The organism is Pandoraea norimbergensis, assembly GCF_001465545.3.
Taxonomy (GTDB): Bacteria; Pseudomonadota; Gammaproteobacteria; order Burkholderiales; family Burkholderiaceae; genus Pandoraea; species Pandoraea norimbergensis.
Map to the genome: position 1 here is coordinate 3,253,900 of NZ_CP013480.3, position 24,786 is coordinate 3,278,685.

General features: G+C 62.5%; 21 protein-coding genes. 3 read left to right on the forward strand and 18 right to left on the reverse strand.

The features are described 5' to 3' along the window. Positions 1-38: 38 nt before the first annotated feature. From AT302_RS14145 to rpsB, 16 genes are all read right to left on the reverse strand, one after another. Positions 39-818 (reverse strand): TrmH family RNA methyltransferase, encoded by a 780-nt coding sequence (locus AT302_RS14145; RefSeq protein WP_058378967.1) that lies wholly within the window; start codon positions 816-818, stop codon positions 39-41. Continuing rightward, complete coding sequence (rnhB, locus tag AT302_RS14150; protein WP_058380333.1) at positions 815-1,450, reverse strand: ribonuclease HII; 636 nt, start codon at positions 1,448-1,450, stop codon at positions 815-817. Before rnhB ends, AT302_RS14145 begins: the two co-directional genes overlap by 4 nt. A gap of 122 nt (positions 1,451-1,572) precedes the next feature. Next, a complete protein-coding gene (gene lpxB, locus AT302_RS14155) occupies positions 1,573-2,748 on the reverse strand; it encodes a lipid-A-disaccharide synthase (protein WP_058378968.1) in 1,176 nt (391 codons plus the stop codon). 3 nt (positions 2,749-2,751) lie between these two features. Beyond that, positions 2,752-3,567 (reverse strand): acyl-ACP--UDP-N-acetylglucosamine O-acyltransferase, encoded by an 816-nt coding sequence (gene lpxA / locus AT302_RS14160; RefSeq protein WP_058378969.1) that lies wholly within the window; start codon positions 3,565-3,567, stop codon positions 2,752-2,754. A 17-nt stretch (positions 3,568-3,584) separates the two neighbouring features. Next, a complete protein-coding gene (fabZ, locus tag AT302_RS14165) occupies positions 3,585-4,061 on the reverse strand; it encodes a 3-hydroxyacyl-ACP dehydratase FabZ (RefSeq protein ID WP_058378970.1) in 477 nt (158 codons plus the stop codon). Next, complete coding sequence (gene lpxD / locus AT302_RS14170) at positions 4,058-5,116, reverse strand: UDP-3-O-(3-hydroxymyristoyl)glucosamine N-acyltransferase (protein WP_058378971.1); 1,059 nt, start codon at positions 5,114-5,116, stop codon at positions 4,058-4,060. Before lpxD ends, fabZ begins: the two co-directional genes overlap by 4 nt. Positions 5,117-5,130: 14 nt before the next feature. Further along, complete coding sequence (locus AT302_RS14175; protein ID WP_058378972.1) at positions 5,131-5,670, reverse strand: OmpH family outer membrane protein; 540 nt, start codon at positions 5,668-5,670, stop codon at positions 5,131-5,133. 52 nt (positions 5,671-5,722) lie between these two features. Beyond that, complete coding sequence (bamA, locus tag AT302_RS14180) at positions 5,723-8,026, reverse strand: outer membrane protein assembly factor BamA (RefSeq protein ID WP_174554610.1); 2,304 nt, start codon at positions 8,024-8,026, stop codon at positions 5,723-5,725. A gap of 91 nt (positions 8,027-8,117) precedes the next feature. After that, complete coding sequence (gene rseP / locus AT302_RS14185; protein WP_058378974.1) at positions 8,118-9,515, reverse strand: RIP metalloprotease RseP; 1,398 nt, start codon at positions 9,513-9,515, stop codon at positions 8,118-8,120. Positions 9,516-9,562: 47 nt separating this feature from the next. Further along, the gene (gene ispC / locus AT302_RS14190; RefSeq protein WP_058378975.1) at positions 9,563-10,762 is read right to left on the reverse strand and encodes a 1-deoxy-D-xylulose-5-phosphate reductoisomerase; all 1,200 of its coding nucleotides are present in this window, start codon (positions 10,760-10,762) and stop codon (positions 9,563-9,565) included. A gap of 2 nt (positions 10,763-10,764) precedes the next feature. Next, positions 10,765-11,574 carry a phosphatidate cytidylyltransferase gene (locus tag AT302_RS14195; protein ID WP_058378976.1) on the reverse strand — a complete coding sequence of 270 codons (810 nt, stop codon included), beginning with the start codon at positions 11,572-11,574 and terminating at the stop codon, positions 10,765-10,767. Further along, positions 11,574-12,356 carry a polyprenyl diphosphate synthase gene (gene uppS / locus AT302_RS14200; protein WP_058378977.1) on the reverse strand — a complete coding sequence of 261 codons (783 nt, stop codon included), beginning with the start codon at positions 12,354-12,356 and terminating at the stop codon, positions 11,574-11,576. The genes AT302_RS14195 and uppS overlap by 1 nt, the downstream gene beginning before the upstream one ends. A gap of 64 nt (positions 12,357-12,420) precedes the next feature. Further along, positions 12,421-12,981 carry a ribosome recycling factor gene (gene frr, locus AT302_RS14205; protein ID WP_058378978.1) on the reverse strand — a complete coding sequence of 187 codons (561 nt, stop codon included), beginning with the start codon at positions 12,979-12,981 and terminating at the stop codon, positions 12,421-12,423. A gap of 89 nt (positions 12,982-13,070) precedes the next feature. Beyond that, positions 13,071-13,784, reverse strand: a complete 714-nt coding sequence (gene pyrH / locus AT302_RS14210) for a UMP kinase (protein ID WP_058378979.1) — start codon at positions 13,782-13,784, stop codon at positions 13,071-13,073. A 96-nt stretch (positions 13,785-13,880) separates the two neighbouring features. Next, entirely contained in the window at positions 13,881-14,762 is an 882-nt protein-coding gene (gene tsf / locus AT302_RS14215) for a translation elongation factor Ts (RefSeq protein WP_058378980.1), read from the reverse strand. Positions 14,763-14,914: 152 nt separating this feature from the next. Further along, on the reverse strand, positions 14,915-15,664 hold the full coding sequence (rpsB, locus tag AT302_RS14220) for a 30S ribosomal protein S2 (RefSeq protein ID WP_058378981.1): 750 nt from the start codon (positions 15,662-15,664) through the stop codon (positions 14,915-14,917). Between the two features lie 552 nt (positions 15,665-16,216). Here rpsB and map point away from each other — a divergent pair. The 3 genes from map to AT302_RS14235 all read left to right on the forward strand — a co-directional run bounded on the left by map (position 16,217) and on the right by AT302_RS14235 (position 21,776). Then, positions 16,217-17,044: a type I methionyl aminopeptidase gene (map, locus tag AT302_RS14225; protein ID WP_058378982.1), complete on the forward strand. Its 828-nt coding sequence runs from the start codon at positions 16,217-16,219 to the stop codon at positions 17,042-17,044. Between the two features lie 92 nt (positions 17,045-17,136). Then, positions 17,137-19,701: a [protein-PII] uridylyltransferase gene (locus AT302_RS14230; protein ID WP_058378983.1), complete on the forward strand. Its 2,565-nt coding sequence runs from the start codon at positions 17,137-17,139 to the stop codon at positions 19,699-19,701. Next, on the forward strand, positions 19,698-21,776 hold the full coding sequence (locus AT302_RS14235) for a pseudouridine synthase (protein ID WP_084656235.1): 2,079 nt from the start codon (positions 19,698-19,700) through the stop codon (positions 21,774-21,776). Before AT302_RS14230 ends, AT302_RS14235 begins: the two co-directional genes overlap by 4 nt. A gap of 94 nt (positions 21,777-21,870) precedes the next feature. On the opposite strand, the gene def is transcribed toward AT302_RS14235, so the two are convergent. After that, positions 21,871-22,404 (reverse strand): peptide deformylase, encoded by a 534-nt coding sequence (gene def / locus AT302_RS14240; protein WP_058378984.1) that lies wholly within the window; start codon positions 22,402-22,404, stop codon positions 21,871-21,873. Positions 22,405-22,420: 16 nt separating this feature from the next. Continuing rightward, on the reverse strand, positions 22,421-24,544 hold the full coding sequence (gene ligA, locus AT302_RS14245) for an NAD-dependent DNA ligase LigA (protein ID WP_084656236.1): 2,124 nt from the start codon (positions 24,542-24,544) through the stop codon (positions 22,421-22,423). Positions 24,545-24,786 lie beyond the last annotated feature (242 nt).

Consider the following 24,786-nt stretch of genomic DNA (forward strand, 5'->3'; position numbering starts at 1 on the left):
CGCGAACATCGATTGCCCGCGACGTGTGAATTTTGCGCTCAACTCAATCGTTGACGCACTGCCTCAAACAGACAGATCGCAGCGCACGCGGCGACGTTGAGCGACTCCATGCCGCCCGGTTGCGGAATCCGCACGGGCGTCTGCACACGCTCCAGCCAGTGCGGCGATACGCCCGCCCCTTCGTTGCCGAAGATCCACGCGACCGGCTGCCGCAAATCTTCCTGATACAGCGATGTCTTCGCCTGCAAGCTCGTTGCGAGCAGCGGCACCGCCAATCGCGGTGCCAGTGAATCGGGCGTGCAGTGTTCGACGATATTCAGCGAGAAATGCGCGCCCATGCCGGCACGCAGCACCTTGCTCGACCAAGCCAGTGCGGTGCCCGACATGCAATACACGTCTCGCACGCCTGCGGCTGCCGCGCTGCGCAGAATCGACCCGACGTTGCCCGCATCCTGTACTGCATCGAGAATCACGCAATCCGCCGTTTGCGACGCCGGCAGGTGGCCATTTGGCATCTCCACCACGAACAGCAGCGGCACACCGTTCACTAACGTCGAGAGCGGCTCGAACAGTGCATGCGGCAGGCTGACCCGGCGATCGGGCTCGACGCGCGCCCAGATGGCCGCGACTTCGTCGTTATCGAGCGCCTCTTCCGCCGCTACGCAAACTAGCGGCTGACCCAGCGCGCCAAGGTACGCATCCGCCAGATGCACGCCTTCGAGCAGCGTCTGCCCGAGCTTGCGGCGTTGCTGATTCGACTGCGCGAGTTGCTTGAGTCGCTTGTAGAACGGGTTGTCTTTGGAGCTGATCAGTTTCATGAAGATCGGGCCACGCGGGCGATCGTGAGCGCACCAAATGTCTCGAACGCTTCACGTACCGGCGCAAACGATTGGCGGTGATGCGGGCTCGGTCCATGCGTACGCAGGGCTTCCAGATGGCGCGGCGTGCCGTAGCCGGCGTGCTCGTCGAAGCCATACTGCGGGAACGCCTCATGCAGTTCGACCAGTTGACGGTCGCGTGTCACCTTTGCAAGGATCGACGCAGCGGAAATGGCCGGCACCTTGTCGTCGCCCTTGACGATGGCTTCGGCACGCATGGGCAATACCGGGCAGCGATTCCCGTCGATCAGCGCCAGCGACGGCACGCGCGGCAGTCCGATCACGGCACGCTGCATCGCGAGCATGGTCGCGTGCAGGATATTGAGCGAATCGATTTCGGCGACGCTGGCTTCGGCGATGTAATACGCCAGCGAACGCTCGATGATCTCTTCATAAAGCGCTTCGCGGCGCTTCGCCGTCAGCTTCTTCGAGTCGGCGAGCCCCTTGATGGGACGCGACGGGTCGAGAATGACCGCCGCCGTAACCACCGGTCCCGCGAGCGGGCCACGCCCGACCTCGTCAACGCCGCAAATCAGATCGGCCGCAATGTCGCCGAACAGATCCAGCGTCATTTGCGGCACTGCGGCCTTGGCAGCGCGCGTCCGCGGCTTCACAGCCGGTGACGATACTTCGGCTGCATTCCGCTCACGCGACGCGCTACGGCTCGTCCCACGTCCTTTGACGACGTCTTCGCTCATAGCCGCCCTTTCTCGCGCAACACGCGCTCGATCACTTCTGCCGCACGTGCGGCCGTGTTCTGGCGCAATTGCTCGTGAATTTTGGTGAAGCGGGCCTGCAACGACTCGCGCAATGCCGGGTCGGTCAGTTGTTTCCACACGGCGTCGGCCAGTGCTTCCGGCGTCGCGAAATGCTGCAACAACTCTGGCACGACAAACTCGCCGGACAGAATGTTTGGTAACCCGACATACGGCAGATAGCCCTGCCGCTTCATGATCTGTGCGGTCAGCCAAGGCACCTTGTACGAGATCACCATCGGCTTCTTGTACAACGCCGCTTCCAGTGTCGCCGTGCCGCTCGCGAGCAAGACACTGTCCGACGCTTCGAGCGCCAAGGGGGCCTTACCGTCGGTCACTGTCAGGTTCAGGTCGCTATGCGCGTCGAAAATCGGCTGCATCAACGTGCGCAGGCGCGGCGTCGCGGCGGGCAAGACGAAGCGAATCGACGGATCACGCTGGGCAAGCAGGCGCATCGCCGCGAAGAACACCGGTGTCAGGCGCTGCACTTCGGACGTCCGGCTACCCGGCAGGATCGCTACGACAGGCGCATCGCCCGTCAGGCCCAGCTTGGCGCGCGCCCCTGCCACGTCGGGCACCATCGGGATCTTGTCGGCCATGGGGTGCCCGACAAACGTCGCATCGATCCCCGCGCGATGGTAGATCTCCGGCTCGAACGGAAACAGGCAGAGCATGTGATCGACGGCGCGCTTGATCTTCTTGATACGTCCGCCGCGCCACGCCCAGATCGACGGGCTCACGAAGTGAATCGTCGGGACGCCCGCCTCACGCAGCTTGATTTCGAGATCGAAGTTGAAATCCGGCGCGTCGAAACCGACGAACGCCATCGGCTTGTCAGCCAGCCAGTGCTCGCGCAGTTGCTTTCGGATCGAGAGAATTTCGCGCAGATGCTTGATGACTTCCACATAGCCCATGACCGACAGCTTGTCGATCGGCCAGTAGGCGTTGAAGCCCTCTTCGGCCATATGCGGGCCACCGACACCTGCATACGCGATGTCGGCGGGAAGACTCTGCTTGAGACCGGCAAGCACGTTGCCGGCAATGAGATCGCCAGACAACTCCCCGGCCACCATCGCCAGGGTTCGCTGGCCGGTACCGGGAAGGGTCGGCGGCATAGGTCAGCGCACGATACCGCGCGTGCTGGTATTGAGGAAGTCGAGCAGTGCGAGCACCGAGCTGTGAACGTCGGCAGCTTCGGTGGCGGGTGCAGCCGCCGAGTTGGCTTGATCGAACGCTTCGATCTGCGCCTTGGCTTCGTCGAGCGTCAGACCACTCTTGTAGAGCAGCTTGTACGCATCGCGCAACGCCTTGATGGCATCGGCGGAGAAGCCACGGCGACGCAGCCCTTCGACGTTGATGCCGTACGGCACTGCGCGGTCGCCCGAGGCGATCACAAACGGCGGCACGTCCTGCACGAGGACCGACGCACCGCCGACCATCGAGTGCGCACCGATACGCACGAACTGATGCACGCCGGTCATGCCGCCGATGATGGCCCAATCGCCAACATGGACGTGCCCTGCCAACTGCGCATTGCTCGAGAACACCGTGTGATTGGCCACATGGCAATCGTGCGCGATGTGCACGTACGCCATGATCCAGTTGTCGTTACCGACGCTGGTCAGGCCGCCGTCCTGCACCGTACCGGTGTGGATGGTCGTGAACTCGCGGATCGTATTGCGATCGCCGATGACGAGCCGGGTGGGCTCGCCAGCGTACTTCATGTCTTGCGGCGTGCCGCCAATCGACGCGAACGGGCCGATCTTGTTGCCCTCGCCCAGCGTCGTGTGACCGTCGATGACCGTGTGCGACAAGATCTGCGAGCCCGCACCGATCGTCACGTTCGGCCCGACGATGGCGTACGGACCGACGACAACGTCGTCAGCCAGTTGCGCCTTGGGATCGACAACTGCGGTGGGATGAATATTCGTCATGGACGTCTCGGTTCCGGTTATTCGCCGTTCTTCTTGACCATGCACGTAAACTCGGCCTCGGCGGCAACATTGCCATCAACGAGTGCCTGCCCCTTGAACCAGTAGATGGAACGCTTGTGCTTCACGAAGTCGACGTCGAGCACGAGCTGGTCACCCGGTTCGACCGGACGCCGGAAGCGAACGTTCTCGATACCCACGAAATAGTAGAGCGTGTTCTCGTCATGCACGGCTTCTTCGGAGAACGTGAGCAGCGCAGCGGCCTGGGCCAGCGCTTCAACGATCAGCACGCCCGGCATCACCGGGCGCTGCGGATAGTGCCCCGTGAAGTACGGCTCGTTGATCGTGACGTTCTTGATGACCTTGATGTTCTTGTGCGGCTCGAGAGCGATCACGCGGTCCACCATCAGCATCGGATAGCGATGGGGCAACAACTTCATGATCTTATGGATGTCGAGCTTGCTGACGTCGACGATATTGGTATTGGTCTCGCTCATTTGTCTTGCAGGTCCTTGACCTTCGCTTCAAGTTGACGCACGCGGTCGCGCATCTTGTCCAGATTGCGCATGATCGCCGCGTTTTTATTCCATTCGGCGTTCGGAATTGCCGGAAACGCGCTGGTGTAGGTGCCCGGCCCCGGAATCGACTTCGACACGCCCGATTTGGCCGTGACGATGACACGATCGCCGATGGTCACATGGCCCGCTACGCCGACGGCCCCGCCCAACATACAGAACTTACCGATGGTACTGCTGCCGGCAATGCCCGTGCAGGCGGCGATGACGCTGTAGGCACCGACCCGCACGTTGTGCGCGATCTGTACCTGATTGTCGATCTTGCAACCGCGCTCGATCACCGTGTCGGCCATTGCACCGCGGTCGATCGAGGTCGACGCGCCAATCTCAACGTCGTCTTCGATCACTGCACGGCCGACTTGCGGAATCTTCACCCACTCACCGCCCGCGGCGGAGAAGTCAGGTGCAAAACCGAAACCGTCGGAGCCGATCACCGCACCCGAGTGAATGACGCAGCGCGCGCCGATCACGCTCGTGTGATACAGCGTCGCATTCGGGTACACATACACATCGTCGCCCAACGTCGTGCCACGGCCGACGAACACGTTCGCCACCAGTTGCACACGCTCGCCAAGGCGAACACCAGCTTCGATCACCACGTTCGGGCCGATCACGCACGACGCCGGCACCACGGCCGTCGCGTCGACCACCGCGCTCGGGTGGATGCCTGCGACCGGCGCCGGCGTGGCAGCGTCGGCGAACATCTGCGCAACCCGCGCAAAGTACGCGTACGGATTGGGCGCGATGATCCACGCACGGCCGTCGTGCGACGGCAGTTTGTCGAAATCGGCTTGGGAAAGAATCACGGCCGCCGCGCCCGAATCGGGCACTTCGGCGAGATATTTCGGATTGGACAGAAACGCGAGTTCACGCGCGCCGGCACGATCGAGTGGCGCCAGACCTTCGACGGCGACCTCGGCGTTGCCGACGAGCGTGCCACCGAAGCGGGCCACCAACTGAGCGAGCGAAACCGACATGGAGCGCGCCCCCGTCACTTGCCGCCAGCGGTGCCGTTGCCTGAACTTGCGTTCAGCGTCTTGAGCACCTTGTCAGTGATATCGATGCGCGGGCTCACGTAGACCGCTTCCTGCACGATCAGATCGTACTTTTCCGCTTCTGCAATCGACTTGATCACGCGGTTTGCGCGATCGAGCACAGCCGCGAGTTCTTCATTGCGACGCTGGTTCAGGTCTTCACGGAATTCGCGCTGCTTGCGCTGGAATTCCGTGTCGGCCGCTGCCAGATCGCGTTGACGCTTGGCGCGCTCGGCGTCGGACAACGTGGCGTTGTCCTTGTCGAGCTTGTCCGACATCGCCTTGAGGCGTGCTGCCATGGCCTGAAGGTCCTGATCCCGCTTGGAGAACTCGGCTTCAAGCTTGGCTTGTGCGGCCTTGGCCGGTGCTGAATCGCGCAAGATGCGATCCGAATTGACAGCGGCGATGCGCGCATCCTGAGCCGAAGCGGCAAATGCCGCACCAGCCAGCAACGCCGCGGCCACGCCGCGCAGGCAATGCTTACGGATACCGTTCAATGTATTACCCCTTACAACGATGAAACATTCGGAACCGGTCGATGTACCGTCGTTAGAACGACGTACCGACCTGGAACTGGAATTTCTGATACTGGTCGCCCGTCTTCTTGACGAGCGGGAAGCCCATCGAGAGCTTGAGCGGGCCAATCGGCGAAATCCACGACAGGCCGAAACCGTAAGAATAGCGCAGGTTATTCAGCGTAATCGCCTGGCCGTTATCGAACACGTTACCGCCGTCCATGAACGTGAAGATACGCAGCGTACGGTCATAACCGGTGCCCGGCAGCGGGAACGTCAGTTCGATGTTACCGATCAGCTTCGATGCACCACCCAACGGTTCGCCGTTGGTGTCCTTCGGGCCCAGCGAGCTCGGTTCAAAACCACGCACCGAGCCGATACCGCCGGCGAAGTAGTTCTTGAAAATCGGGAACGGCTGACCGCCCATCCCGTGGCCGTAGCCCACTTCACCATTCAGTGCCAGCGTAAAGCCGCGGCTCACCGGGTAGTAGTACTGGTGCTGGTAGTACGCACGGAAGTACTTGGTCGTCCCGATCGGCGTACCGACTTCGATGTTGGCCTGTTGATAGTGACCGCGATTCGGAATCAGCGCGCTGTCACGCGAGTCGCGCGACCAACCCACCGTCAGCGGGTAGTTGTTGCTGACGTAACCGAACTGGTTCGCGTAGTCGATGTAGCGTTGCGGCGTCGTGCCGTCGCTGGTCAGGTGCAGACGCGTCTGTTCGAAACCGATGCCGAAGAACACGGTATCGACTTCCGAGAACGGCACACCGAACTTCAGGTTACCGCCCAGCGTGTTGATACGGAAATCGGAGTCGCTCGTGAGCAGCAGCGGCTGATACGTACGGTAGTACACGTCGGTAATACGGCTCACACCGTCGACGGTGAAGTACGGATCGACCTGCGTCACGGCCAACGTACGGTAGGTCTTACCGGTATTCACGTTCACCGACAGCGACGTACCCGAACCGAACACGTTGTCCTGGCTGATACCGGCCTGCAACACCACCTTATCGGTCGACGAGAAGCCGGCACCGATGTTGATCGTACCCGTCGGCTTTTCTTCCACCTTCACCTGAAGGTCGACCTGGTCGTTCGAACCGGCCACCGGCTCGGTCGTCACGTTCACGTCGGTGAAGTAGCCCAGACGGTTGATACGGTCTTGCGAGAGCTTCAGGCGGTCGGCGTCGTACCACGAGCTTTCCAACTGGCGCAGTTCGCGGCGAATCACCTCGTCACGCGTGCGCGAGTTGCCCACGATGTTGATCTTGCGCACGTACACGCGGCGGCCCGGATCGATCGTCAGCGTCAGCGCCACGGTGTGATTGTTACGATCGATGGTCGGCTGGGCGTTCACGTTGGCAAACGCGAAACCGTAGTTGCCGAGCAGGTCCGAGATCGCTTTCGTGCTCGCTTGCAGCTTGGCAGCCGAGAACGTATCACCGGCCTTGAGCTGCACGAGCTTCTGCACGTCGTCCTGCTTGCCGAGCATTTCGCCGGCGAGCTTGACGTCCGAGACCTTGTACGGCTCGCCTTCGTGCAGGTTGATCGTCAGGTACATCTCGTCCTTGTCCGGCGTGATCGAGACGTCGGTGGAGTCGATGTTGAATTCGAGATAGCCGCGGTTCAGGTAGAACGAACGCAGCTTCTCCAGATCGCCCGTGAGCTTGTCTTTCGAGTACAGATCGTTCTTCGAGTACCACGACAGCCAGTTCGGCGTACCCAGTTCCATCTCGGCCGTCAGGTCCGACGTCGAGAAGGCTTTGTTGCCGACAAAGTTGATCTGCTGGATCGTCGCCTTGGGGCCTTCGGTCACGGCAAACTGGATGCCCACGCGATTGCGCTCGAGCGGTGTGATCGTCGTCTTCACCTCGGCAGCGTAGTAACCGCGCGTAAGGTATTGACGCTTGAGTTCCTGTTCCGACTTGTCGAGCAAGTTGCGGTCGAAGGTGCGGCCTTCGGTCAGACCGACCGAGCGCAGTGCCTTCTTCAGACCGTCCTTGTCGAATTCCTTGATGCCGAGGAAGTCGATCGTGGCAATGGCGGGGCGCTCATTGACGTGCACCACCAGCACGCTGCCTTGCGCTTCAACGCTCACGTCCGAGAACAGGCCCGTGGCATAAAGGGCACGAATTGCTTCGGTGCCCTTATCGTCGTTGAACTTGTCGCCCGGCTTGACCGGCAAGTAAGAGAACACGGTGCCGGGTTCAATACGCTGCAAGCCCTCCACTCGGATATCCTTGACCACAAACGGCTCGACGGCGCGTGCCAGGAAACTGTGTGCCGCCAGAACCGCAATCACCAGGGTCTTCGGAACAAGGTGGTATTTATTCGACAACTTGCTTCCCCAAGAAACAATTGAATCGTGAAAAACTCGGATTTGCCTGCGACCGGCAGGCACGTGACGCTGTCAGGGCGGAAGAATCACCCTAGTGCAACAATTTCGACAGGTCATTGAAAAGTGCTACGGCAGAGAGCGCAAGGATGCAAACGATGCCCACTCGTTGCAGCGCGCCCTGCCACCGCTCGGAGACTGCCCGACCGGTTATCGCTTCGACCGCATAATATAACAGATAGCCACCGTCCAAAACCGGAATCGGTAGCAGATTCAATACGCCCAGGCTAATGCTGACAAGGGCTAGAAAGGCGACGAAATAATCGAGGCCGAGACGCGCCGATCGACCCGCATAATCCGCAATCGTGACCGGACCGCTCAAATTCTTGAGCGAGGCCTGCCCCGTGATCATCTTGCCGAACATCCGCACGCTGAACGCCGTGACATCCCACGTGCGTTGCGCGCCACGCCCGACCGCCTCGAACAGCCCGTAGCGCACCGTGACGGTGTCGACCTGGCTCGCCAGCGCCGCACCGATCTTGCCCACGCGCGCCCCGCCCGCCTGCTCGGCGTCCACTTCGGCGCTCGGCGTCAGCGTCACATCCTGTGTCGCCCCCGCCCCATCGCGGCGAATCGTCAGTGTCATCGGCTTGCCGGGGTGTGCACGCACGGCGTCCACGAACGCCTTTGCCGAGGCAACCGGACGACCATCGACGGCCGCGATCTCGTCGCCCACGCGCAGGCCGGCCTTGCCAGCTGCACCATCAGGCAACAGTTGTCCCACTTTGATACGCGCCGACGGCACCAGCCCCAGACGCTGCATGAAGTCCTGCTCGCTGTCGGCATCGAAATGCTGGCCGGCAGCGTCCAGCGTGTATTCCGCCCGGCCATCGCGCGTACGTGCCACGAGCGTGACACGTTGGCCGTCGATCATCGGATCGACCAGACGCCAGCGCAGATCCTCCCACGAGCGCACCGGGCTTTCATCGCCCACGGCTTCGTCCGGACTATTGCCGTTCTCGCGAACACCGGTAATGAGCTCACCACCCGCCAGACCGGCGCGCGCCGCCAGCGTGCCCGCCGCCGGCGCCGCAACACGCGCGACCGGCTCCGTCACACCCGCGAGATTCAGGCCGGCGTACAGCGCAATGGCAAGCAGAAAATTGGCGATCGGCCCCGCCGCGACGATGGCGAAGCGCTTATAGACCGACTGACGGTTGAACGCGCGCGGCAGGTCTTCGGGAGCGACGACTTGCGTCTCGTCGCGTTCGTCGAGCATGCGCACGTAACCGCCGAGTGGCAGCGCGCAAAGCGTCCATTCGGTGCGATCCCGCCCCATCGTCCACTTGATGAGCGGCGCGCCGAAGCCCACCGAGAAGCGGAGCACCTTCACACCGCACAGCCGCGCGACCGTGTAGTGGCCCAACTCATGGAATACCACCAGCACACCAATGGCGACGGCGAAGGCGAGCAACGTGGTGAGCAGAGTCATGAGCGAGATCGGGCCGCGGTGGTATTACGACAACAGGAAAGACAGCGTCATGACGACGCCGGAGCCGGCAGTTTGGCCACAAAGGCCGTTGCCAGTTCACGGGCACGGCGGTCGGCTTCTAGGACGACATCGAGCGACGACGCTTCACCCACGGCCTCGCTGTCGAGCACGTGCTCGACAACCTGCGAGATCGCCGTAAAGCGAATGCGGCCTTCAAGGAAGGCAGCGACGGCGATTTCGTTGGCCGCGTTGAGCAGTGCGCCAGCCGTACCGCCGCGATGCAGCGTTTCGAACGCGAGACGCAGGCACGGGAAGCGGCGCAGGTCCGGTGCTTCGAACGTCAGCTTGCCGATGTCGGCGAGATTCAGTCCTGCGACACCCGACGTCACGCGATCCGGGAACGCCAGCGCGTGCGCAATCGGCGTGCGCATGTCGGGGTTGCCGAGCTGCGCGAGCGTCGAGCCGTCCGTGTAGGTGACCATCGAGTGGATCACGCTCTGCGGGTGAATCAGCACTTCGATACGCTCGGGCGGCATATTGAACAACCAGTGCGCCTCGATCACCTCGAGACCCTTGTTCATCATGCTGGCCGAGTCGACCGAAATCTTTCGGCCCATTACCCAGTTCGGATGCGCGCAGGCTTCATCGGGCGTCACATTATCGAGCGATGCCAGTTCGCGTTCGCGGAACGGGCCACCGGAGGCCGTCAGCACCAGCTTCTCCACGCCACGCGTGGAAATGCGGTTCTCGCCGGCCACTTGCGGCAGGCACTGGAAAATGGCGTTGTGTTCGCTGTCGAGCGGCAGCAACGTGGCGCCAGCGCGCTCGGCCGTCGCCATGAACAGCGCCCCGGAGAGCACAAGCGATTCTTTGTTCGCCAGCAGAATGCGCTTGCCGGCGCGCGCCGCCGCCAGCGTCGATTGCAGACCGGCAGCGCCCACGATGGCCGCGACGACCATGGTGGCTTCGGCCGCTTCGGCCACATCGATCAACGCTTGCGGACCGTAAGTCACCTCGATCTTCAGTCCGGCATCCGCCAGACGTGCCGCAATCTGGCGGGCACCGTCGGCATCCGCCACCACGGCGACTTGCGGGCGGTGCGCGACGCACTGCTCGAACAAGCGGTCGAGGTTGCGGTGCGCCGTCAGCGCGTAGACAGAGAAGCGATCGGGATGACGGGCCACGACATCGAGCGTACTGACGCCGATGGAGCCGGTGGAGCCAAGAATGACGAGACGTTGCGACATGATCAGACGAAGAGCAGAGCCAGTGGCAGCACCGGAAGCAGCGCGTCGATGCGATCGAGCACGCCTCCGTGGCCGGGCAGCAGCGCGCTGGAATCCTTCACGCCGGCTTGCCGTTTGAGTTGAGATTCGAACAGGTCGCCGACGACCGAGAAGGCCACCAGCACCGTGAGCGCTATCACGCCAAGCCCGAGGCCGAGCGTGTTGGCGAGATGCGAAACAATGGTCGGTGCCTGAAGGCCGCTCGCGAGCACAACACCCGCTACGACCAGCACCAGCAGCCAGCCGCCGATGGCCCCTTCCCACGACTTGCCGGGACTGATCGACGGCGCCAGCTTGCGCCGCCCGAACGCGCGTCCGGCGAAGTAAGCACCGGTATCGGCGAGCCAGACGATGACGAGCACCGACAGCAGGAATGCCACGCCTTGTTCACGCGCCAGACACAACGCCTGCCATGCGGCAATCAGCAACACGGGGCCGGCAACGAGCAACAGACCGCGCCATGCCCCTTTCGTCGCGGGCTTGCGCAACAGTGTGAAAGGTCCGGCGAGCACCCAGAAAATGGCGGCGGGCTTGAGCCAGATATGCGTAAGCGTCCAGCCGCCCGCCCACGTCATGCCAACACCAAGCAAGGCTAGCGCGCCATAAAACACCGCGCCGGTGCCGTTCAGGCCGACCAGGCGGCCCCATTCCCAACCCGCCGCGGCAACAATCACGGCGGCGAGCAATGCAAACTGCGCCGGCGTACCGACGAAGATCACAGGCAAGAGAATGGCAAGGAGTACGACAGCGGTAATAACGCGTGTCTTGAGCATCAGGCGGAGTGTCCCGAGGGGTTCTGGACTTGCGCGCTGGTACGGCCAAAGCGTCGCTCACGTTGCTGAAACTCGGCAACCGCGCGTTTAAGCGTATCGGCGTTGAAGTCCGGCCAGAATTCTTCGGTGAAATACAGTTCAGTGTACGCCAGTTGCCAAAGCAGAAAATTACTGACGCGCTGATCGCCACCGGTGCGGATGAACAGATCCGGTTCCGGCGCGTAAGCCATGCTCAGGTACGGCACGAGTTCGTCTTCAGAGAACGACGTCTCGAGTCCGGCAGCCCCGCCCTGCGCCACGCGCGCGGCAGCGAGCTTCTGCGCGGCTTGCAGGATGTCCCACCGGCCTCCGTAGTTGGCGGCGATGGTGAGCGTGAGGCCTTTGTTGTCTTTCGTGCGCGCTTCGGCCCGGCGCACCAGTTCCTGGATGCGGGGCTCGAAGGCTTCAAGTGCACCGATGACGCGCAGGCGAATGCCGTTGCTATGCAACTTGCCCACTTCACGCTCGAGCGCGAGGATGAACAACTGCATCAGCGTCGAGACCTCGTCCTGCGGACGGCGCCAGTTCTCGGAACTGAACGCGAACAACGTCAGGTACTCGACACCGAGTTCGGCGCAGGCCGTGACGGCCTCGCGCACGGCATCTACGCCGCGCTTGTGCCCTGCAACGCGCGGCAATTTACGACTGGTAGCCCAACGCCCGTTGCCATCCATGACGATGGCAACGTGGCGCGGAATACTTGCTGTTTCAGGAACAGTAAGCGTGGAGCTGAGAAAACCCATTGAGATACGGCGCGGGAGTCAGGGCGTAGGTCGGCGAGGAATCAGATGTTGAGCGCTTGCGCACTCACACCTTCATGATCTCGGCGTCCTTCTGCTGAACCAGCTCGTCGATCTCGACGACGGACTTGTCCGTCAGCTTCTGAACGACATCGCTGCCACGGCGCTCGTCGTCTTCCGAGGCTTCCTTTTCCTTCACGAGCTTCTTGAGTTGCTCGTTGGCGTCACGGCGCAGGTTGCGCACGGCAACCTTGGCGTTTTCGCCTTCCGACTTGACCAGCTTGGTCAGCTCACGGCGACGCTCTTCGGTCAGCATGGGCATCGGCACGCGAATCAGATCGCCTTGCGTAGCCGGGTTCAGACCGAGATCGGCGTCGCGAATGGCCTTTTCGACCACACCGACCATCTTCTTTTCCCACGGCTGCACACCGATCGTGCGGCCGTCGACGAGCGTCACGTTGGCGACTTGCGAGATGGGCACCATCGAGCCGTAGTAGTCGACCTGCACGTGGTCAAGCAGACCGGTATGCGCGCGTCCGGTACGAATCTTCGCAAGGTTGCCCTTGAACGATTCGATCGAGCTCTGCATCTTTTGCTCGGCATTCTTCGTGATGTCAGCAACGGTCATGACAACCTCCAAACCTAGAATTGATACGCAAACAAACGTAAATGATACGGCGTCGGCACGCCAATGCGCGCCGACGCCGCAATTTGAACTCAAACGTGGACGAGCGTTCCCTCGTCTTCGCCGAGGATGACGTGCTTGAGCGCGCCCGGCTTCACGATCGAGAAAACGCGCACCGGCATCTTCTGATCGCGGCACAGCGCGAAAGCGGTGGCATCCATGACCTGCAAGTTCTTCGAGATGGCTTCATCGAAGCTGATGGTCGAATACTTGACGGCGTCCGGGTCCTTCTTCGGATCGGCCGAGTACACGCCGTCGACCTTCGTGGCCTTGAGCACAACTTCGGCACCGACTTCCGAGCCGCGCAGCGCTGCGGCCGTGTCGGTCGTGAAGAACGGGTTGCCCGTGCCGGCGGCGAAGATCACAACTTTACCTTCTTCCAACTGACGGATCGCGCGGGGGCGGATATACGGCTCCACCACCTGATCCATACGCAGCGCGGATTGCACACGCGCTTCGATACCGGCGTGGCGCATGGCGTCCTGCAACGCCAGGGCGTTCATCATGGTGGCCAGCATGCCCATGTAGTCAGCCGTTGCACGGTCCATACCGGCGGCACCGCCTGCCACACCACGGAAGATGTTACCGCCGCCGATCACGACAGCCAGTTGCACGCCCAGGCGAACGACTTCGGCAATATCGGCCACCATCCGTTCGATCGTCGAACGGTTGATGCCGAATGCATCGTCACCCATGAGGGCTTCACCAGAGAGCTTGAGAAGTACGCGTTTATAAGGAGTAGACATGGCGGTCCCTAAGAAGTCTGGTCTGGCACTGTGGGTATTCTGGATGAAACAACGGGGACGGCACCGCCGCCCCCGGATACTACGGTACTGCGCGAATTACGACTGCTTGGCGGCGGCCACTTGTGCGGCCACTTCTGCTGCGAAGTCGTCTTGCTTCTTCTCGATGCCTTCGCCGACCACGAACATGGTGAAGCCCTTCACCGTCGTGTTGTTGGCCTTGAGCATTTGCTCGACGCTCGACTTGTCGTCCTTCACGTAAGCCTGGTTCAGCAGCGAAACTTCCTTCAGGAACTTCTGCACGCTGCCTTCCACCATCTTCGCGACGATTTCAGCCGGCTTGCCCGATTCGGCAGCTTTCTGCGAAGCGACGCTGCGCTCCTTCTCGATCAGGTCGGCCGACACTTGGTCTGCCGACACCGACACCGGCTTCATGGCGGCGATGTGCATTGCCACGTTCTTGCCCACTTCAGCGTCGGCACCGTCGAACTCGACGACCACGCCGATACGCGTGCCGTGCAGGTACGCGGCCAGCTTGCCAGCCGTTTCATAGCGCTGGAAGCGACGGATCGTCATGTTCTCGCCGATCTTGCCGATCAGGTCGGCACGGATCTGCTCAACCGTCTTGCCGTCGAGCGGCAGTGCCGACAGAGCAGCCACGTCAGCCGGGTTGTTGTCAGCGACGAGCTTGGCCACGTCGTTGGCAAACTTCAGGAAGTCGTCGTTCTTCGAAACGAAGTCGGTTTCGCAGTTGATTTCGACCACGGCACCCTTGCCGCCGTCGATGTAGGCTGCGATCACGCCTTCGGCCGTGATACGGCTGGCGGCCTTGCTGGCCTTGCTGCCCAGCTTGACGCGCAGGATTTCTTCGGCACGGACCATGTCGCCATCGGCTTCGGTCAACGCCTTCTTGCATTCCATCATCGGCGCATCGGTCTTGGCGCGCAGTTCGCCCACCATCGCTGCAGTAATTGCCGGCATATCGTTACTCCTGTCTATCGAATCAGTCGGGCGGATGGCACCCAGGCGGCCGCACTGCCCTGCCCAGGCGCCCCGCGCACCCGACGCGGGGAAATCGGACTAAAAAAAAGGGGCGCCACAAGCAGCCCCTTTTGTTACGCAGCGGTGGCCGCTTACGCCTCTTCGTTCACTTCGACGAAGTCGTCGCCTTCGCCGCGCACGGCTTCGACGACTTCCTTGACGGCGTTTGCACGGCCTTCGAGGATCGCGTCAGCAACGCCTTGCACGTACAGTTCGACAGCCTTGCTCGAATCGTCGTTACCCGGGATGACGTAGTCCACACCTTCCGGCGAGTGGTTCGTGTCAACCACGGCGATCACCGGAATGCCCAGCTTGTTGGCTTCGGTGATGGCAATCTTGTGGTAACCGACGTCGACCACGAAGATGGCGTCGGGCATGCCGCCCATTTCCTTCACGCCGCCGATCGACTTTTGCAGCTTGGCCATTTCGCGATCGAACAGCAGCGCTTCCTTCTTGCTCATGCGCTCTTGTTCGCCGGCTTCCAGCGCCTGCTCCATGTCCTTCAGCTTCTTGATCGACGACTTCAGGGTCTTGAAGTTCGTCAGCATGCCACCCAGCCAACGGTTGTTGACGAACGGCTGGCCAGCGCGGCCTGCGGCTTCTGCCACGATTTCACGCGCTTGACGCTTGGTGCCCACGAAGAGGATCGTGCCGCGGTTTGCAGCCAGTTGGCGCACGTACTTCAGCGCGTCCTGGTACATCGGCAACGTCTTTTCGAGGTTGATGATGTGGATCTTGTTGCGATGGCCGAAGATGTAAGGGGCCATCTTGGGGTTCCAGAAACGGGTTTGGTGACCAAAGTGGACGCCCGCTTCCAGCATCTGACGCATAGTGACAGACATGTGATTCTCCGTGAGGGTTGGGTCTTAGACCGGCTGCCGTACCCGTTTCGTCAGACTGCCATACAGCTTTGCATGACCCGCCTGCGAAGTTCGGGCACCCTGGGTGCGCCGGCCCGCGATTTCAAAGTTTTCCAAGCCGATAACGAATTGAGTCACCCGGCATTCCCTCGGACGCGATGCGAATCAACCGATTTGCACCACTGCGGGGCAGAAACTACCCCAAAAACCCGACAGAACCCATTGAATTCCAAGGGAAAACCCTTGGGCTTATTGACAACTCGTCCTCGACTTAGCCCGAGATTATAGCATCGCACCCCGCTGGCACTCAAGCGACGCGTGAACTTCCCGTGACATCCCGTAAATCCCCGGTTTGCGCGGCTCTCCGGCGAATTCGGAAAGGGCTCGGCTCAGCACGTTCAAAGCGCCGGATCGATTCCGTAAAATCGGCCGGAAATCCACGCCGCACGGGGCGGTCCCCGGCAAAAGCGGGGGCGAAAACCATAGGTTGGTGCGATAATGCGCCATTGTTCAAGCGATTCGTTCGATTCCCCAATGGCCATCACCATCAAGAATGCCCACGATGTCGAAATGATGCGCGTCGCCTGCCGTCTGGCAAGCGAGGTGCTCGACTTCATTACGCCGCACGTCCGTGCCGGCGTGACCACCGGTGAACTGGACCGCCTGTGCCATGAGTACATGCTCAAGGAGCAAGGCACCGTCCCCGCGCCGCTGAATTATCAGCCGCCGGGCTACCCGCCCTACCCCAAAGCCACCTGCATCTCGGTCAACGACGTGATCTGTCACGGCATTCCGGGTGACAAGGCGCTGAAAAACGGCGACGCGCTCAACATCGACATCACCGTCATCAAGGACGGCTATTTCGGCGACACGAGCCGCATGTTCATCGTCGGCGACGGTACCATTCTCGCCAAGCGGCTGGCCCAAGTGACCTACGAATGCATGTGGCTCGGCATCAACCAGGTGCGTCCGGGTGCGCGCCTCGGCGATATCGGCCATGCCATTCAGACGCATGCAGAAGCCCAAGGCTACAGCGTAGTACGCGAATATTGCGGCCACGGTATCGGTCAGGTGTTTCATGAAGACCCGCAGATTCTGCACTATGGCCGTCCGGGCACCGGGCTGGAATTGCAGGCCGGCATGATCTTCACGATCGAACCGATGATCAACGCCGGCAAGCGCGAAATTCGCACGATGCCCGATCAGTGGACCGTCAAAACGCGCGATCGCAGCCTGTCCGCGCAGTGGGAGCACACGCTGTTGGTGACGGAAACCGGCCACGAAGTGCTCACGCATTCGGCCCTGACGCCGCCCCCGCCGCCGGGTTCGGCGTATCTGGCGTCGTACGCCGCAGCCGCTTGAGCTTGATGTCTTATTGAAGTCTTAATGTCCGGCCGCCCTCCCCCAGGCGGCCGCCCAGCCTGACCCAGTTTCACCACGCCCAGGAAGCCGCCATGCACGCGCGCGCGCACGCCCCTTCTCCGCTACGTCAGGCCGTCAAGGAACGTAAGGCCGAACTCGTCGAACGCTTTGCCACCCACGGCAAGATCGACGTGCTGTTGCACGGCCTTTGTCAGGCGGTCGATCAGGCCATGCGCGAAGCATGGGCCAGTTGTGCCATGCCCGACGATCTGGCGCTTGTCGCCGTGGGCGGCTACGGGCGCGGCGAGTTGTACCCGTTCTCCGACGTCGACATTCTGGTGCTGCATCGTCACGCCGAGGGCGAGGCGCTGACCTCGCACGTCGAGCCGTTCATCAGCTTTCTGTGGGATATCGGGCTGGAAATCGGCTCGTCGGTGCGCACGGTGGACGAATGCATCACGGAAGCCCACGCCGACGTGACCGTGCAGACGAGCCTGCTCGAAGCACGCCTGCTCACGGGCAATCAGGCGCTTTTCGACGAGTTCGAACAGCGTTTCTCGGCCGATCTCGACCCGCGCGCGTTTTTTCGCAGCAAGCAGTTGGAGATTCGCCAGCGTCACGCGAAGTATCAGGACACGCCCTACAGCCTCGAACCGAACTGCAAGGAAAGCCCGGGCGGCTTGCGCGACCTGCAAGTGATTCTTTGGATGACCAAGGCGGCCGGCCTTGGCAACAGCTGGTCAGAGTTGTTCGCCCGTGACCTGCTGACCGATCGCGAACTCAAGGAATTGCGCCGTAACGAGCAGTTTCTCAAGGGGCTGCGCGCGCGCCTGCATCTGATCGCCCGCCGCCGTCAGGACGTGCTCGTCTTCGACATGCAGACGCCGCTGGCGCAAAGCCTCGGCTTCGAGGCCACTAGTACCAAGCGGGTCAGCGAGCAGTTGATGCGCCGTTATTACTGGGCGGCCAAAGCGGTCTCGCAGCTCAATACCGTGCTGCTGCTCAATGTCGAGGCGCGTCTCTTCCCGCAGAGCAGCGGCATTACCCGCGTAATCAACGAGCGTTTCGTCGAGAAGCAAGGGATGATCGAAATCGTCGACGATGAGCTGTATCAGCGCCATCCGAACGCGATTCTCGAGACGTTTCTGCTCTACGAGCAGGTCATCGGGGTGAAAGGTTTATCAGCACGTACGCTGCGGGCGCTTTACAATGCGCGCGATCTGATGAATGCGCAGTGGCGTGCCGATCCGGAAAACCGCCACACGTTTCTGGCGATCCTCCAGCAACCGCAAGGCATCACGCATGCGTTGCGCCTGATGAATCAGACGAGCGTGCTGGGCCGCTATCTGATCAACTTCCGTCGCGTGGTCGGTCAGATGCAGCACGACCTGTACCACGTGTACACCGTCGACCAGCACATTCTGATGGTGGTGCGCAATATTCGTCGCTTTGCGGTGGCGGAACACGCGCACGAATATCCGTTCTGTAGCCAGTTGATCGCCAACTTCGACCGGCCGTGGGCACTGACGATTGCCGCGCTCTTTCACGATATTGCGAAAGGCCGTGGCGGCGATCACTCCACGCTGGGCATGGTCGATGCGCGACGTTTTTGCACGCGTCACGGCATCGACAAGGAAGACACCGAATTGATCGTCTGGCTCGTGGGCGAGCATCTGACGATGAGCACGGTGGCGCAGAAGCAGGACACGACCGACCCGGAGGTCATTCGCCGCTTTGCGGAGAAAGTGGGCAACGAGCGGCGTCTGACGGCGCTGTATCTGCTCACGGTGGCCGATATTCGCGGCACCAGCCCGAAAGTCTGGAACGCCTGGAAGGGAAAACTGCTCGAAGACTTATACCGTCTGACGTTGCAGGTGCTGGGCGGCGCCAACCCCGACCCGCACGCGCAGTTGAAGACCCGCAAGGAGGAAGCGCTCGGCCTCCTGCGGCTTTACACGGTGCCCGAGCGCGCCCAGGAGGCGCTCTGGAATACGCTGGACGTGGCTTATTTCCTGCGCAACGACCCGGCGGACGTGGCTTGGCAGACACGGCACCTGTGGCGCCATGTCGATAGCAACACGCCGATCGTCAAGGCACGGCCGTCGCCGATTGGCGAAGGCTTGCAGGTGATGGTCTACGTGCGCGATCAGGTCGATCTTTTCGCGCGCATTTGCGGCTATTTCGAGCGCAAGGGTTTGTCGATTCTCGACGCCAAGGTGCACACCACGAGTCACGGTTTCGCACTCGACAGCTTTTTGCTGACGGACCCGGGACTCGACACGAGCTATCGCGACATCATCAGTCTGGTGGAGAGCGAACTGGTGGCATTGCTCACCCGTGTCGAGCCGCTCGCCGAGCCGAGCAAAGGCCGGTTGCCGCGCCGTTCGCGCAGCTTCCCGGTCACCCCGCGCGTCGATCTGCGACCGGACGATCGTGGTCAGTATTACCTGCTGTCGGTGTCGGCCAACGACCGCACCGGTCTGCTTTACGCGGTTGCCCGCGTGCTTGCGCGTCATGGCGTGAGCGTGCGCACCGCCCGCATTAATACCCTCGGCGAGCGTGTCGAAGACACGTTCCTGCTCGATGGCAGCCGTTTGCAGGACAGTCGTCTGCAAATTGCCGTCGAGACCGAATTACTAGAAGCACTGGAACCATGAGCGATACCCCGCGCGCCAAACTGGGCGCCAAACACCCCCGAACCCTCGACAAGACCCGCGCGCCGGTGCGCTCGTCAGGCGCCCTGCGCCGTCCGACGAAATCTGTCCCGGCGTCGATGCTCGACGGCAGCGGCGTAAAGAAGAAGCCTACCGGACCGCGGCCTTCCCGTCCCCGTCCGGCTGGCGACGACTTCACGCAAGCCACGGGTGGCGCACGCCGTCCGGCTGGCCCGGCAGGCGCTGGTGCCGGTGCAGCACCACGCAAGCCTGCGGGCGCTGCTGGCAAGCCGTTCGAGAAGCGGCCTTACGGCGAGCGCCCCCCAGCGCGCGGCCAGCGCGAGCGCGTCGCGGGTGCCCGTCCGGCACGTGCCGATGACGACCGCCCGCCACGTCGTTTCGACGAAGATCGTCCGCGTCGTGCACCGGAAGGTGGCGCGCGTGGCGATCAGGGCCGTCCGTTCAACCGTGGTGCTGACGACCGTGCACCGCGTCGCTTTGACGACAACCGTCCGCGTCGCGCACCTGAAGGTGGCGCACGTGGCGATCAGGCTCGCCCGTTCAACCGTGGTGCCGACGACCGCGCACCGCGTCGCTTTGACGAAGACCGTCCGCGTCGTGCACCCGAAGGTGGCGCACGTGGCGATCAGGCTCGCCCGTTCAACCGTGGTGCCGACGACCGCGCACCGCGTCGCTTTGACGAAGACCGTCCGCGCCGCGCACCCGAAGGTGGCGCGCGTGGCGATCAGGGCCGTCCGTTCAATCGTGGTGCCGATGACCGTGCACCTCGTCGCTTTGACGACAACCGTCCGCGTCGTGCACCCGAAGGTGGCGCACGTGGCGAACAAGGCCGTCCGTTCAACCGTGGCGCCGATGACCGCGCGCCGCGCCGCTTTGACGAAGACCGTCCGCGCCGCGCACCCGAAGGTGGCGCTCGCGGCGATCAGGCCCGTCCGTTCAATCGTGGCGCCGATGACCGTGCACCGCGTCGCTTTGACGACAACCGTCAGCGCCGCGCACCCGAAGGTGGCGCTCGCGGCGATCAGGCCCGTCCGTTCAATCGTGGCGCCGACGACCGCGCACCGCGTCGCTTCGACGAAGACCGTCCACGCCGTGCTCCGGAAGGTGGCGCACGTGGCGATCAGGCCCGTCCGTACAACCGTGGCGCCGATGACCGCGCACCGCGTCGCAGCCCGGACGGCGCACCGCCGCGCGGCCGGTTTGGCAACGACGAGCGCGGCGCACGCCCGGCCCGCGCCACACGTCCGACGCGCGTCGAACGCGATGACGACGACGATATCAAGGTGCATAACGACGCTGCGGGTTCGCTGCGTCTGTCCAAGCGCATGTCGGAACTCGGCCTGTGTTCGCGCCGCGAAGCCGATGAGTGGATTGCCAAGGGCTGGGTCCGTGTCGACGGCAAGGTCGTGACCGAGCTTGGCACCCGGATTCTGCCCACGCAGGACATTACCGTCGTGCAGGCCGCCCGCAAGGAGCAGGCCAATCGCATGACGATCATCATCCACAAGCCGGTGGGCTATGTTTCGGGTCAGGCGGAAGACGGCTACGAGCCGGCGATCGTTCTGGTCACACGTGAAAACCACTGGTCGGAAGACGATGCCGGCGTGCGCTTCTCGCCGACGCATCTGCGCAGTCTGGCCCCCGCCGGACGCCTCGACATCGACTCGACCGGCGTGCTGGTGCTCACGCAAGACGGCCGCATCGCCAAGCAACTGATCGGCGAAGACTCGGACGTCGAAAAGGAATACCTCGTGCGCGTGTCGTACGACGGCCAAGAGCAGAACGTGCAGGCACTGTTCCCCGAAAGCCGTCTGGCGTTGCTGCGCCACGGGCTCGAACTCGACGACCAGCCGCTCAAGCCGGCACAAGTCGAGTGGCAGAACCCGGAGCAGCTGCGTTTTGTGCTGAAGGAAGGCAAGAAGCGTCAGATTCGCCGCATGTGCGAACTCGTCGGACTGCATGTGACGGGTCTCAAGCGCGTGCGCATGGGCCGCGTCACGCTCGGCAATCTGCCGGTGGGCGAATGGCGTTACCTGCGCCCTGGTGAAGAGTTCTGATCTCGCTGCACGCCAGATGGTCCAAGACGTGAAAAAGCCCGCGAAAGCGGGCTTTTTTGCTTCTGGTGATACGAACTAGACTCGCATCAGCACATCAATCGTCGCTCGCCGGATCGAGTCCGGGGAAGAGGATTTCAGTGAATCCGAACTTGCTGAAATCGGTGATGCGCATCGGGTACAGCTTGCCGATCAGGTGATCGCACTCATGCTGCACCACACGCGCGTGAAAGCCTTCGGCAATACGGTCGATGCTCTTGCCATATTGATCGAAGCCCTCGTAGCGCAGCATCGAATAACGGCTGACCATGCCGCGCAGGCCGGGCACCGACAAACACCCTTCCCAGCCCTCTTCCATATCTTGCGTGAGCGGCGTGATCACCGGGTTGATCAGCACCGTCTCGGGCACTTCGGGAGCGTCGGGATAACGGTCGTTGTGTTCGAAGCCGAAGATCACCACCTGCAAGTCCACGCCGATCTGTGGTGCGGCGAGCCCTGCCCCGTCGGCATGCCGCATGGTGTCGAACATGTCGGCCACCAGTTCGTGCAACTCGGGGGTGTCGAAATGCTCGACCGACTTGGCGATGCGCAACAGCCGCGGATCGCCCATTTTCAGAATGTCGCGAATCATCGATTGGGTCCTCACATCAAAGCGCGGCCAACATGGTCCGCATAGCGTCCTCATCGAGCACGGGTACGCCCAGTGCCTCCGCCTTCGCCAGCTTGCTGCCGGCTTCCGCGCCGGCAACCAGATAGTCGGTCTTCGCCGATACCGAGCCTGCCACCTTCGCGCCCTTCTCTTCGAGCATCGCCTTCGCCTCGTCGCGCGAGAGCGTGGGCAACGTGCCCGTGAGCACGAACGTCTTGCCCGCCAACGGCAACGGGGCTACCGCCGCCGGTTCGGACTCCGGCCAGGTCACGCCTGCCGCGCGCAATTGTTCGATCACCTCGACATTATGCGGCTCGGCAAAAAAATTGGCGATGGACTGGGCCACAATGGGTCCGACGTCCGGCACGGCCAGCAGTTCCTCGGCGCTCGCCGCCATCACGTTATCCATCGTGCCGAAATACCGCGCCAGATCCTTGGCCGTCGCTTCGCCCACGTGGCGAATGCCCAGCGCAAAGATAAAGCGGGCCAGCGTCGTGTGACGCGCCTTCTCGAGCGACGCCACCAGATTGGCCGCCGACTTGTCGGCCATCCGGTCGAGTGCCGCCAGCTTGGCCACGCCAAGCTTGAACAGATCGGCCGGCGTGCGAATGATTTGCTGATCGACCAATTGCTCGACGAGCTTGTCGCCCAACCCTTCCACGTCAAGCGCGCGACGTTGCGCAAAATGCAGCAGCGCCTGCTTGCGCTGCGCGGCGCAAATCAACCCACCCGTGCAACGCGCGATGACTTCGTCGGGCAGCTTTTCGATGGCCGAGCCGCACACCGGACACTCGGTCGGCATGACAAACGCCCGCGCGTCGGCCGGACGGCGCTCAAGCACCGAACCCACGACTTCGGGAATCACATCGCCCGCGCGGCGCACGATCACCGTGTCGCCGATCATCACATCCTTGCGGCGGATTTCACCTTCGTTATGCAGGGTGGCATTCGTGACAGTCGCGCCGCCGACGAACACCGGCGCCAGACGCGCCACCGGCGTGATCGCGCCAGTGCGCCCAACCTGCACTTCGATGTCGAGCAACGTCGTGAGGGCTTCCTGCGCCGGGAATTTGTGCGCCAGCGCGAAGCGCGGTGCCCGCGAGACGAAGCCCAGACGGTCTTGCTCGTCGCGGCGATTGACCTTATACACCACGCCGTCGATGTCGTACGGCAGCGAGTCACGTGTCTCACCGACCGCCTTGTAGAACGCGAGCAGCCCGGCCGCGCCGCGCACCACTTCGCGCCGCTCGTTCACCGGAATGCCGAGTCCGTCATACCAGTCGAGCAGCGCCGAGTGCGTCTCGGGCATCGGCGCGCCCACCAGTTCGCCAATGCCATAGGCGAAGAACGACAGCGGACGTTTCGCTGTGATCTTCGAGTCGAGCTGACGCAGGCTACCGGCTGCGGCATTGCGCGGGTTGACGAACACCTTCTCGCCGGCCGCCTCCTGCGCCCGATTGAGCTTGTCGAAGTCGGCGCGGAACATCAGCACCTCACCGCGAACTTCGAGGACTTCGGGCGGATGATCGGTGTCCAGACTTAACGGAATCTTCTTGACCGTGCGGATGTTGGCCGTGACGTCCTCGCCGGTCGTGCCGTCCCCGCGCGTGGCCGCCTGCACGAGCACGCCGTGCTCGTAGCGCAAGGCGATCGCGAGGCCGTCGAACTTCAGTTCAGCGGCATATTCGACCGGTTCGGCGCCGTCGCCAAAGAGGTCGCCGGAAGGTGCCGCGTTCGGATCCCGCAAGCCGTCGGACACGCGACGGTCGAAGGCTTCGATATCTTCATCGCTGAAACCGTTGTTCAACGAGAGCATCGGCACACGGTGTACCACCGGCGCAAAGCCTTCCACGGCCTTGCCGCCGACGCGTTGCGTGGGCGAGTCGGCGCGCTGCAATTCGGGGAATGCGGTTTCCAGCCCGACGAGCTCGCCGAACAGGCGATCGTATTCGGCGTCGGGCACGATGGGTGCATCGTCTTCGTAATAGGCACGGTTCAGGCGTGCCAGTTCGATACGCAGCGCGGCGGCGCGCTCGGCGGCCTCGGCAGCGTCAGCGACATTCACAACACTGGCGGCCGTAGGGGCGGTAGCGCTCGGGTCCGGAACGGGTGTTTGGGTCATGCGTGGGAACTCTGGGTTCGCGAGATTCGCGGGGTTCGCTAAATAAGTCAGAACATTATGCCTTCGACGCGCCCAGGTTGGCGCGCCCGAAGGTCCGACAAAACAGGAAACCCGCGACGGAATAAAAACGCCGCTCACCCGACGGTGAACGGCGTGCATCAAAGACAGTGCCGGACCGATGTTCGCAGCAAGCCTGCAAACCCCGTGCCCGCCTGTCACGGCGGGCTGACCCGCCGTGTCTT

Bases quoted from the DNA above. Each gene is read 5' to 3' on its own strand.
- rnhB (WP_058380333.1), bottom strand. From the start codon at position 1,450: ATGACGCTGGATCTGTTCGGCGACATTGCGGCCGATCTGATTTGCGGC.
- lpxB (WP_058378968.1), bottom strand. From the start codon at position 2,748: ATGCCGCCGACCCTTCCCGGTACCGGCCAGCGAACCCTGGCGATGGTG.
- AT302_RS14145 (WP_058378967.1), bottom strand. From the start codon at position 818: ATGAAACTGATCAGCTCCAAAGACAACCCGTTCTACAAGCGACTCAAG.
- lpxD (WP_058378971.1), bottom strand. From the start codon at position 5,116: ATGTCGGTTTCGCTCGCTCAGTTGGTGGCCCGCTTCGGTGGCACGCTC.
- AT302_RS14235 (WP_084656235.1), top strand. From the start codon at position 19,698: ATGAGCGATACCCCGCGCGCCAAACTGGGCGCCAAACACCCCCGAACC.
- def (WP_058378984.1), bottom strand. From the start codon at position 22,404: ATGATTCGCGACATTCTGAAAATGGGCGATCCGCGGCTGTTGCGCATC.
- lpxA (WP_058378969.1), bottom strand. From the start codon at position 3,567: ATGACGAATATTCATCCCACCGCAGTTGTCGATCCCAAGGCGCAACTG.
- uppS (WP_058378977.1), bottom strand. From the start codon at position 12,356: ATGGGTTTTCTCAGCTCCACGCTTACTGTTCCTGAAACAGCAAGTATT.
- AT302_RS14230 (WP_058378983.1), top strand. From the start codon at position 17,137: ATGCACGCGCGCGCGCACGCCCCTTCTCCGCTACGTCAGGCCGTCAAG.
- fabZ (WP_058378970.1), bottom strand. From the start codon at position 4,061: ATGAGCGAGACCAATACCAATATCGTCGACGTCAGCAAGCTCGACATC.
- map (WP_058378982.1), top strand. From the start codon at position 16,217: ATGGCCATCACCATCAAGAATGCCCACGATGTCGAAATGATGCGCGTC.
- AT302_RS14195 (WP_058378976.1), bottom strand. From the start codon at position 11,574: ATGCTCAAGACACGCGTTATTACCGCTGTCGTACTCCTTGCCATTCTC.
- ligA (WP_084656236.1), bottom strand. From the start codon at position 24,544: ATGACCCAAACACCCGTTCCGGACCCGAGCGCTACCGCCCCTACGGCC.
- pyrH (WP_058378979.1), bottom strand. From the start codon at position 13,784: ATGTCTACTCCTTATAAACGCGTACTTCTCAAGCTCTCTGGTGAAGCC.
- ispC (WP_058378975.1), bottom strand. From the start codon at position 10,762: ATGTCGCAACGTCTCGTCATTCTTGGCTCCACCGGCTCCATCGGCGTC.
- rseP (WP_058378974.1), bottom strand. From the start codon at position 9,515: ATGACTCTGCTCACCACGTTGCTCGCCTTCGCCGTCGCCATTGGTGTG.
- tsf (WP_058378980.1), bottom strand. From the start codon at position 14,762: ATGCCGGCAATTACTGCAGCGATGGTGGGCGAACTGCGCGCCAAGACC.
- rpsB (WP_058378981.1), bottom strand. From the start codon at position 15,664: ATGTCTGTCACTATGCGTCAGATGCTGGAAGCGGGCGTCCACTTTGGT.
- frr (WP_058378978.1), bottom strand. From the start codon at position 12,981: ATGACCGTTGCTGACATCACGAAGAATGCCGAGCAAAAGATGCAGAGC.